Annotated in this window: 7 protein-coding genes; 5 read left to right on the top strand and 2 right to left on the bottom strand. The window is 40.7% G+C overall.

The genetic code is table 11. The features are described 5' to 3' along the window. Positions 1-320: 320 nt before the first annotated feature. On the bottom strand, positions 321-1,325 hold the full coding sequence (locus IM507_RS13190; RefSeq protein WP_123229981.1) for a helix-turn-helix domain-containing protein: 1,005 nt from the start codon (positions 1,323-1,325) through the stop codon (positions 321-323). Between the two features lie 201 nt (positions 1,326-1,526). Between IM507_RS13190 and IM507_RS13185 the strand changes: the two genes are divergently transcribed. The 4 genes from IM507_RS13185 (at position 1,527) to IM507_RS13170 (ending at position 5,996) form a co-directional block, all read left to right on the top strand. After that, complete coding sequence (locus tag IM507_RS13185; RefSeq protein WP_287637148.1) at positions 1,527-2,024, top strand: hypothetical protein; 498 nt, start codon at positions 1,527-1,529, stop codon at positions 2,022-2,024. A gap of 183 nt (positions 2,025-2,207) precedes the next feature. Then, a complete protein-coding gene (locus IM507_RS13180) occupies positions 2,208-2,447 on the top strand; it encodes a hypothetical protein (RefSeq protein WP_287637147.1) in 240 nt (79 codons plus the stop codon). Next, complete coding sequence (locus IM507_RS13175) at positions 2,428-3,042, top strand: Uma2 family endonuclease (protein WP_123229930.1); 615 nt, start codon at positions 2,428-2,430, stop codon at positions 3,040-3,042. The genes IM507_RS13180 and IM507_RS13175 overlap by 20 nt, the downstream gene beginning before the upstream one ends. Before the next feature lie 203 nt (positions 3,043-3,245). After that, positions 3,246-5,996 (top strand): glycerol-3-phosphate acyltransferase, encoded by a 2,751-nt coding sequence (locus IM507_RS13170; RefSeq protein WP_287637146.1) that lies wholly within the window; start codon positions 3,246-3,248, stop codon positions 5,994-5,996. Between the two features lie 587 nt (positions 5,997-6,583). On the opposite strand, the gene IM507_RS13165 is transcribed toward IM507_RS13170, so the two are convergent. Continuing rightward, entirely contained in the window at positions 6,584-7,279 is a 696-nt protein-coding gene (locus IM507_RS13165; RefSeq protein ID WP_002737332.1) for a response regulator transcription factor, read from the bottom strand. 280 nt (positions 7,280-7,559) lie between these two features. Here IM507_RS13165 and IM507_RS13160 point away from each other — a divergent pair, with 280 nt between their 5' ends. Further along, on the top strand, positions 7,560-9,716 hold the full coding sequence (locus tag IM507_RS13160; RefSeq protein ID WP_287637145.1) for a putative PEP-binding protein: 2,157 nt from the start codon (positions 7,560-7,562) through the stop codon (positions 9,714-9,716). Positions 9,717-9,828 lie beyond the last annotated feature (112 nt).

Here is a 9,828-nt window from a genome sequence, read left to right as displayed (position 1 = left end):
GAGGTAGTCAGTTACCTAATTTTCAGGGAAAAAGTACCTGAATTTTACCCCCGATCCCTCCAATGGTCGGCACTTTTTGAGGTCAAAAAAGTCTAAAAGCCTTATCCAACAAGGTTTTTAGATTTATTCAGCAAGCCCTAAGTAAATTAATCTCGATGGGGCTAATTATTAATGGCTCTCTTGAGGTTATGAGATCGAAGAAAGGGCGTACAATATACGCCCCTACCAAACAAGTACGGGAGAGGCACTGAATTGGAAGAGGAGTTAGGAATTGAGTTCTCAAAGCAAAAATAATCCTAATTCCTACCCCTACTATTTTTTTAGGTTTCAGAGGGGAAGTAACCAAACAGTTTTTTATAATCAGAGGCCAGATATCCTCGATGAAAAAAACCTAATTCTTCGGCAATTTCATAAGTTAATTTTGTCTGATTATTTTGGTTAAGAGATTGATGTAAAGCATTAAGACGAAGCAACTTAAAATAATTGTAAGGAGACATTTGATAGAAGTCTTTAAATATATATTCTAAGGTGCGTTGACTTACTTTTAATTCTTGACAAATCGCTGGAATAGTCAGATCAGAACGCAGATTTTTTCTCATCATTTCTTCTGCTTTTTTGAGAATAGAGGTGCGTCTGATAGCGTTTTTAGGAGTTTTAATATCTTTGGTTACTGCTAAAGTCAAAAGAAAATCTTTGACAATTTCTTCTTTTAATTTTTGCCTGACAAAATTTAATCTTAGTGCTTTTCTTTGCCCAGATATTTGTTGACGATCTAAATTAAATAGCATTCGATAAAGTTGATGACAAGATTGTTGGAGATGACGAATTTTTTCCGATGGGCAAATCACAACAGAAGAAGCGGAAGAATTTAAAAACTTTTTCGCTTCTGGTAGCTCTAAATTTTGGCACAATTGTTGCAGATAATTATCATGAACGTAAAGCTGAAAACGATTGGAAAAGGGATGTTGAAAAATGGAAATTTCTGATTTAGGGGGGACAATCCCAAGATAGTTATTTTCTACTGAGTACAAATTTTGGAAGAAGACAGAATTCACCTGAATAGGAATCGCAAAAACCCACATTTTAGAATGGACTACTCCCACAACATTTATTAAACAATTACGTTGCGATAATTCTAACATCACTTCATCGATGATGATCCTTGAAAGATACCCTTCAAAATGATCACCACTGAGTTGTAAAGCATCTCCGTTGACAAATTCTCGATTCTGAAAATAGCGAGAAAAGTCACAAAAATATTCACTTTTAAAGGTTAATTCCTGAGAATCAATTAAAATATCGGTTTTACTGTCAAAAATAAACATCTATGTATAACTCCTTGGTTATTGAGTAAAATTAAACTTTTTTTGCCCATCAATTTAAAGACTTGCGTTTTTTGGATCATCTTAGCATAGAGGACTGAGTAGTATGAGTTACAGCAGAGTTGATTTGTTAATTTTGTCCATCAGTGTAGTTCCGTTTAAATCTCTCACTTTTTCCCGTTATTAATTACCAAGTAAATGTCGATGGTTAAACAATATATGCCATTTAAAGATTGCTCTAGGGTATTGGGTGCAGAAATTCTTCAATTACGTCCCCCGGCATTTTCTGATGACCCAAAATATAACACATTTAGCTATACCTATTATCCAGGGGGATTGGAAATTTCCGATAGCTATATCTATTATCCAGGAGAATCAGAAATTTCCGAAGCCCTTGCCAGGGAAATCACTACGTTCGCCGTTCCCCCGACAAATTATCCAGAGGGATTGGAAATTTCCGATAGCTATATTTATTATCCAGGAGGATCGGAAATTTCCGAAGCCCTTGCCAGGGAAATCACTACGTTCGCCGTTCCCCCGACAAATTATCCAGAGGGATTGGAAATTTCCGATAGCTATATTTATTATCCAGGAGGATCGGAAATTTCCGAAGCTGTTGTTCCTAATATTAGCACTTGTCTCTATGCGCTCAAAGCAATCATAGCATTTTTCATCAGAATGAGCCATGGGCAAGAGGCTTAAACCCTTTGTTGGCAAAACTTGTCGATACCTCAGTAACGTGAAAAGCGCTATAACTACACATCTAAGCCACCGACATCGTCTTCATCATCAGGAGGGGCTGTAACATTCAGCGTTAATCAAGGAGACCCGATCATAAACTTACTAGGCGGCTCCGGTGGTAAAGAATTTTATGAGGGTGTAATATTGCCAAATGGAGATCTAAAAACTAACTGGCAACTGACTCCTTTTATGAACCTCGCCGTCGTCACCAATTATATTTTTGGTTTCGTCCTCATCGTTTTTGGCAGCGATAGTGCGATCGCAGATTGTGTAGAGAGTTTGTCGGGTGGGCAATGCCTATTTTACATTCAAGGTAAAATAGAGCCAAGGAAGTTAGTAGAGAGAGAAAGCTATTTTGCCAGCTATGAGCCAAACCTTACCTAAAACTGTTAGTTTCGAGGAATTCGTCCCTTGGCTGCCTGAAAATTCTGGAGTACGTTATGAGCTACACAAGGGAAATATTATTGAAATGGCACAACCCGCAGGAGAACACGAGGAAATCAAAGGATTTTTAACTGTTAAACTCAGTGGAATAATTGATAGACTGGGTCTTCCTTATTTAATTCCTAACCAAGCGATTGTCAGACCTGCTGGTAAAAACTCTGGTTATTTTCCTGATGTATTAGTGCTAAATCGAACCAAGCTCGCTCAGGAAAAATTATGGAAAAAAGAATCAATCCTTAGTGAGGGTGCATCTATCCCTCTGATAATTGAAGTGGTATCGACTAACTGGCGTGATGATTACTACTTAAAATTTGCTGATTATGAAGAAATGGGTATTCCTGAATATTGGATTGTCGATTATGCAGCCTTGGGTGGGCGTAATTTTCTCGGCACTCCTAAACAACCGACAATCTCTGTTTGTTGCTTAGTTGAGGAAGAATATCAAATTCGGCAATTTCGAGACAGTGATCGCCTAATTTCCCAGACTTTCACGGAATTAAATCTCACTGTCAATCAGATTTTCTTAAGTCTGTAGGGTGTGCATCGTCCACCTTACTCTTTTCGCTTTTTTCTTCAGTTTGAGGGGTTGATTTTGCCGCTTAAAATCCGCAATTATTGCCTTTATTTGCTCCATCTGCTTGAGTTTTAAGCCATTAAGCTCAATTTATTTTATCGCTTTCGTGTTCATGTTCTCAAGGTCGTTACTAAGACAAGATCGTAAACTAAGACGCATTTTAAATGAGAGAAATTTGGGGATCCCTATTTATTTTTCTAGTCTGTCCTATTATCGGGGGATTGCCTCTGATTGATTGGATAAATTATCTCGTAACTGGACGTAAATTATCCCAATTAGGTACTGGTAATATCGGTGTAACTGCCGCTTTTTACCATGGGGGTAAATTAGTGGGAATTTTGGCGGTAATTTCGGAAGCAGCCAAGGGAATTATCGTTATTCTCCTAACCCGTTTATTTTTTCCCACCGGCTCCACGTGGGAATTATTAGCTTTAATTGCCTTAGTCATGGGGCGCTATTGGTTAGGAAAAGGTGCGGGAACTACTAATGTTTTCTGGGGATTAATCGTTCACGATTTTGTCGCTGTTTTTCTCACCTCAATCATTAGTGGGATTAGCTTTACTATTTTTCGAGAAAAATCTACGGGTAGATTGGTAGGATTATTTTTATTAGCTTTAATTCTCACCTTGCGCCGTCCCCACGATTCAGGTTATATTATAACTGCCATTGCTTTAGCCTGTTTATTAGGGGCAATTTTTCAAAAAATCGCCGACGATTTAGACTTACCTGAAGCAAATGTTAACAATGAATCAAAAACTATGTTTCGTTTTTTTCGTGGAGATCGATCGATCCAAACTCTTGATGACAATCTAGCAGCTTCAAAAGTGGGACAAAAGGCCGCCACTTTAGCCGAGCTTAAGCGTGCCGGTTATCCCATTCCTAGGGGTTGGATTTTACCACCAGGAGATGATCCACAACCGTTAATAGAATCTCTTCATCCTGATATTAATCATCCCTTAGTCGTCCGCTCTTCCGCTATTGGAGAAGATAGTGAAACCGCTTCATCTGCGGGACAATATACTACAATTCTTAACGTCATCGATCAAGAAAATTTAGCGGCGGCGATTTTAAGTTGCCAAACCTCCTATAATAGTCCTAATGCTGTTAATTATCGACTCGATCGAGGTCAAGAAAACACGGCCATGGCTGTGTTAATTCAAGAACAAATTCGAGGAGTTTTTTCGGGGGTTGCCTTCAGTCGTGATCCGATTAATCCTCTCAGTTTAGATGTGGTTATTGAAGCTTTACCCGGAGATGCCACCAGAGTTGTATCGGGGAGAGTCACCCCCGAAAGTTATCGAGTTAATTTAGAAGAAAATATCATCATCGGAGCGGGAGATATTCCCCCGGCTATTATTCAACAGGTAGCTAATCTTTGTCGGCAATTAGAAACCCTTGATCATGGCATTCCCCAAGATATAGAATGGACTCATGACGGACACAAATTATGGTTATTACAGTGCCGTCCTATCACTAATTTACAGCCAATTTGGACAAGAAAAATCGCAGCTGAAGTTATTCCCGGAGTGATTCGTCCTTTGCCTTGGTCGATTAATCGTCCTTTAACCTGTGGAGTTTGGGGAGATATTTTCCAGTTAGTTTTAGACAAAAAAGCCCTCGATTTGGACTTCAATGAAACAGCGACTTTACACTATCAAAGAGCCTATTTTAATGCTTCTTTATTAGGCACAATTTTCCGTCGCATGGGATTACCTCCAGAAAGCTTAGAATTCCTGACCAAAGGAGCAAAGTTTACCAAACCACCGTTAACGGCAACCTTGGCTAATTCCCCTGGTTTATTAAAACTTTTAGGACGGGAATTACAGTTAGAAAAAGACTTTAGCCAAGATCAAAAAACCTATTTTATCCCAACGCTCGAAAAAATTAACGCTACTTCCCTAGAAGCTTTATCTTCAGGGGAGATTTTAGAGCAAATTGAGGAGATTTTAACCGTCTTAAAAAAAGCCACCTATTATAGTATTCTTGCCCCCCTTAGCTTCGCTTTGCGTCGCAGTATCTCGCGAGTACCTTTTGAGAAATTGGATAACTCTCAAGCACCGGAAATAGCCTCAATGCGATCGCTATCTGAACTGAGAAAAAATACGCTCGATCGAGATTTTGACTCAGCTTTTTCCCTCTGGTTAGAAACCTACGGTTATTTAAGCGAAGTGGGGACTGATATTTCGATACCGAGATGGCGAGAAAATCCCCCATATCTGCTACAACTACCCTTAGATATTCCGGGCAATAATAGCCAGAAAAAAGTCAAATCTTCCCACAATGTCCAAAAAAGATTAAATATCAAAAACCAAGTGACTGAAATTTACTCCCGTCTTTTAGCTCACCTACGCTGGCATTTTCTCGCTTTGGAAACCCTCTGGTTACAGCAACAAATATTATCAGAGACGGGAGATATATTTTATCTAAACTACTCAGAAGTTACCCAGTTAGGTCAGAATAATAATATCGCCAATCTTAACCAGATTATTCGTCAGCGTCGCCAACAATTCCAAGAAAACTCTCAATTAAACGATATTCCCTATATCGTCTATGGACAACCCCCGAAAAAAGAATTTTTAGTTTCAAATTTAACTGCCAAAAAACGCTTACAGGGAATTGCCGCTAGTGGGGGGACAGTGGAGGGACGAGTCAAAATTATGCCAACCCTACAAAATCTAGAAATTGCCCCTGATACTATTCTCGTTATTCCCTATACTGACTCAGGATGGTCCCCTTTATTATCCCAAGCTGTGGGCATTATTGCCGAGGTGGGGGGACAATTATCCCATGGTGCTATTATTGCCAGAGAATACGGAATTCCGGCGGTTATGGATGTGCATAATGCCATGAAATTGTTAAAAGATGGTCAATTAATTCGTCTCGATGGCAGTCAAGGAATTATTGAAATTCTCTAGGCATTAGGGGACAGGGTGTAGGGTGTGGGGTGTAGGGTGTAGGGTGTAGGGTGTGGGGTGTGGGGTGTGGGGTGTGGGGTGTGGGGTGTAGGGTGTGGGGTGTGGGGAGAATAAATAAAATAATCTCCTGACTCCTGACTTCTGACTCCTGACTCCTGACTCGGAGACTCCTAACCCAATGGTAGATGTTGGATTTTTGCAGAAGTTCTATTTTTCGACAAAGATAAGCAAAAATTATCTATTGACTGCAATAACTTGAGAATATTTAAATTAATATTTCGCAATATTTACAAATTCTTAAGAATTAATTGAGAAAGATTTTTATTTAACAACGATGTTCCAATGGTTACAGCGATTTGATATAATTTCATAATCGGTTATTCTATACTTTTTTGGGCAGCAAAGGTTGAAACCCTTGCCACACCTAGAAGATAATCCCAATTAAGACAGGTAAATGAGTCAATTTCACCCACAACGATGATCTTTTTTTTGTGTAGTTTTATTGCAAAAAAAAAGTTTTTTTGACAAAAAGCACAAAGTATGATAGACCACCAATGGATTTCTAGCCGCAAACAGTAGCTGCTATATTAACTGGTTAAACCGTGTTTTAGGGCAAAACGTACCAATTCCGTGCGACTATTAGTACCAGTCTTGCTAAATAAGCGACTGACGTATTTTTCTACGTTCCTAACGCTGGTTTCTAGACGACTGGCAATTTCTTTATTCATCAATCCCTCCGCTACTAAATCTAAAACACTTTGTTCCCGGGGGGTCAGATCAACTTTAATCGGGGGGGGAGTGGTAGTAAAAGTGTTCTGTTGTCCCACCTGCTGTTTTAATTCCCGGATATCTCGGGCAATTTCTTCTAATCTAGCGTTTTCGCTGGTGGCTTGCAGGGATTGACGACGGCGCTCGATTAAAGACTTGATTAATGCTTCTAATTCTTCGGGATCGAAAGGCTTGGATAAATAAGCATCACAACCAGCATTATAACCCTGAATGCGATCGCTTGTCATCCCCCTTGCAGTGAGAAAAACCACGGGAATTGTCTGAAAACGAGCATCTTCGCGCAATTTCTTCAGAAACTGATAGCCATCCACCTGCGGCATCATAATATCGGAGATAACTAATTCCGGAATTTCTTGATTGAGTAAATCCCAGGCTTCGTTAGCATTACTAGCAGTTCTTACCTCGAATTCATCCCCGTACTGTAGATATGCTTGCACAGATTCACGAACCCCCGGTTCGTCATCCACTAACAAAACTTTCGCAGGTGTGTCCATCAATTTCTCGCAGCGATCGAATATTGTCCGAATCCTATCTTATCAGCTAAGGAGATAGGAGTCAGTAGTCAGGAGATAGGAGTCAGGAGATTGCTTTTATTTATTCTCCCCTCTCCACACCCTACACCCCACACCCCACACCCCACACCCTACACCCTACACCCCACTTTCCAGATCATCCTCAAGATAGTGACGGTGAGTTAAACTAGCAGATAGAACCAAAAAGTTACAAAAATCACACAATAATTTTACAATCCTTTCACCATTCTTAACAAATCCCGTGACCATTCTCTGCTGGCTCGATCGCATTAGTGCTTCTGATCGCCCCCTGGTGGGGGAAAAAGCTTTTATTGCCAGTGAATTACACCAGCGAGGATACCCAATTATCAGGGGATTTGCCATTTTTAACCGCATTTTTGCGGAATTTTTGGAAACTATCAACAATACTGACTCATTCCTGACTGATTTTCCCCAGTCTTCCCTCTATTTAGACGTAGATAACCCAAAAGCTCTGCAATTAGTCGCCAAAGAAAGTCGCCGCGCCATTTTACAAGCGCAAATTCCTCCTCTCTGGTTAGAAGAACTAACGGCGGCCGTGGCACAATTATCCATGGATAGCCTAGTATGGCGCTTTTCCTTACCTGCTCATCTGGCTCGGCGAACTCTCGGTTTATTTTCCGCCCCCATCAGTGGAATTAAAGCAGATAATCTAGAAAATGCCCTAAAACAAGCTTGGGCGGAGTTATTCACCGCCAGAAGTCTATTTTATTGGCGAAAAGTGGGAATTGGTTTAGAAAAAATTCAATTATCTTTACTGGTACAACCATTATTACCGGCCAATTGTGCGGGAAATGTGTTGATTAATGACGATAACTGGAAAATTCAGGCAGTTTGGGGGTTAGGACACAGTTTAGTTAATGGAGAAGTGGCACCGGATACCTATATTATCGATCGCTCCGGTCAATTACGCAGTCGGCAATTAGGCAATAAATCCCGCGCTTATTATCTCAATAGTGACAGTAATCTGCTTGCGGCACAATTATTAGCACCCAGTTTACAGGAAAGCTACTGTTTAGATAATTTCGCCCTCGATCGCCTTTGTCAACTGGTTCAATCTCTACTAGCGGAAAAACCCCGCTTAACCAGCATAGAATGGCTGATGATGCTAGATGGTCAAATTTATATTCTCAACTGTCACAGTCAGGAAATCACCCCTACTACCTCCAATTATCCCTTAAGAGGATTAGGGGCATCCCCAGGGTTGGCATCGGGAGTGGCAAAAGTGATCAGCAATTTCGACTCCCCAGAGGCAAATTTTCAGGATTGCATTCTGGTTACTACTAATTTACCTCCGAAAAAACTGCCCCATTTACGCCAAATTCGAGCAATGATCACGGAACAGGGGGGATTAACTAGCCATGGAGCCATCTTAGCCCGGGAATTAGCCATTCCTGCCATTGTCGGGGTAAAAAATGCCACAGAAATTATCCGCTCAGGCGAGATAATTTTAGTAGATGGTACGAGGGGAATTATTTCTCTAGCATCTCAGGAACAGATTTCCTTACCCCCAGCACCCCCCAGAGAAACCGACGGGACGGCAATTGCTACCCGTTTGATGGTTAATCTCAGTCAAACTGAAAGTATTGCCAGAATCCGAGAACTGCCTATTGATGGGATCGGTTTATTGCGCTCAGAATGGATGATTTTAGAGTTACTTTCTCAGCGCAATCTAGAAGAATGGTTAACACCAGAGCATCAAGAAGCATTGATCGAGAGATTAAGTGATTTAATCGCACAATTTGCCCTTAGTATCCAGCCTAAGCCTTTATTTTACCGTTCTTTTGATGCTCAACATTCGGCTAAAGACAGTCGGGGAACCCATGGTTATATATTAGATCCGACTCTATTTGATCTAGAATTGCAAGCTTTACGACGGGTACAAACCACCAGCGCCACCAATATTAATTTACTGCTTCCCTTTGTCCGTGGGGTTGAAGAATTTATTTTCTGCCGGCAACGGGTACAATCGGCTTTACTCACTCAAGTCCCTTCTTTCCAATTGGGGATAATGGTGGAAGTACCGGGGGTAATCTTTCAATTGAGGGATTATGTGCAAGCAGGGGTACAGTTAATCGCTATTGGTACTAATGATTTAACTCAATTAATTTTAGGTAGCGATCGAGAACATTTCTCAGAATATTTTAACGCCCGTCATCCCGCAGTCAGGGCAGCTTTAAAACAAATTATCACTCAAGCAAAAGTTTTACAGATTCCCTGTTCCGTTTGCGGCATGGCCATCGTCCAGTATCCTGAAATTATCGATGATCTGATTGCTTGGGGTGTGACTTCTCTTTCGGTGGATACAGAAGCAGTTTTAGCCACTAGAGAGGCAATTGTTCGCGCAGAAAGAAGGTTTTTATTGGAAAATGGCAGATAACCTCGGCAAAAGGAGCGTTAGGGGTTGGCTGTTGGGGAAGATGTTAAGTAGGGTTTGCGACAAAAAATTTCTCGTATGGGTAAAACCCTACACCCCACACCCCACACCCCAC

Source organism: Microcystis sp. M20BS1 (genome assembly GCF_020245305.1).
GTDB lineage: Bacteria > Cyanobacteriota > Cyanobacteriia > Cyanobacteriales > Microcystaceae > Microcystis > Microcystis ichthyoblabe_A.
This window is presented reverse-complemented; position numbering and strand designations above follow the sequence as displayed.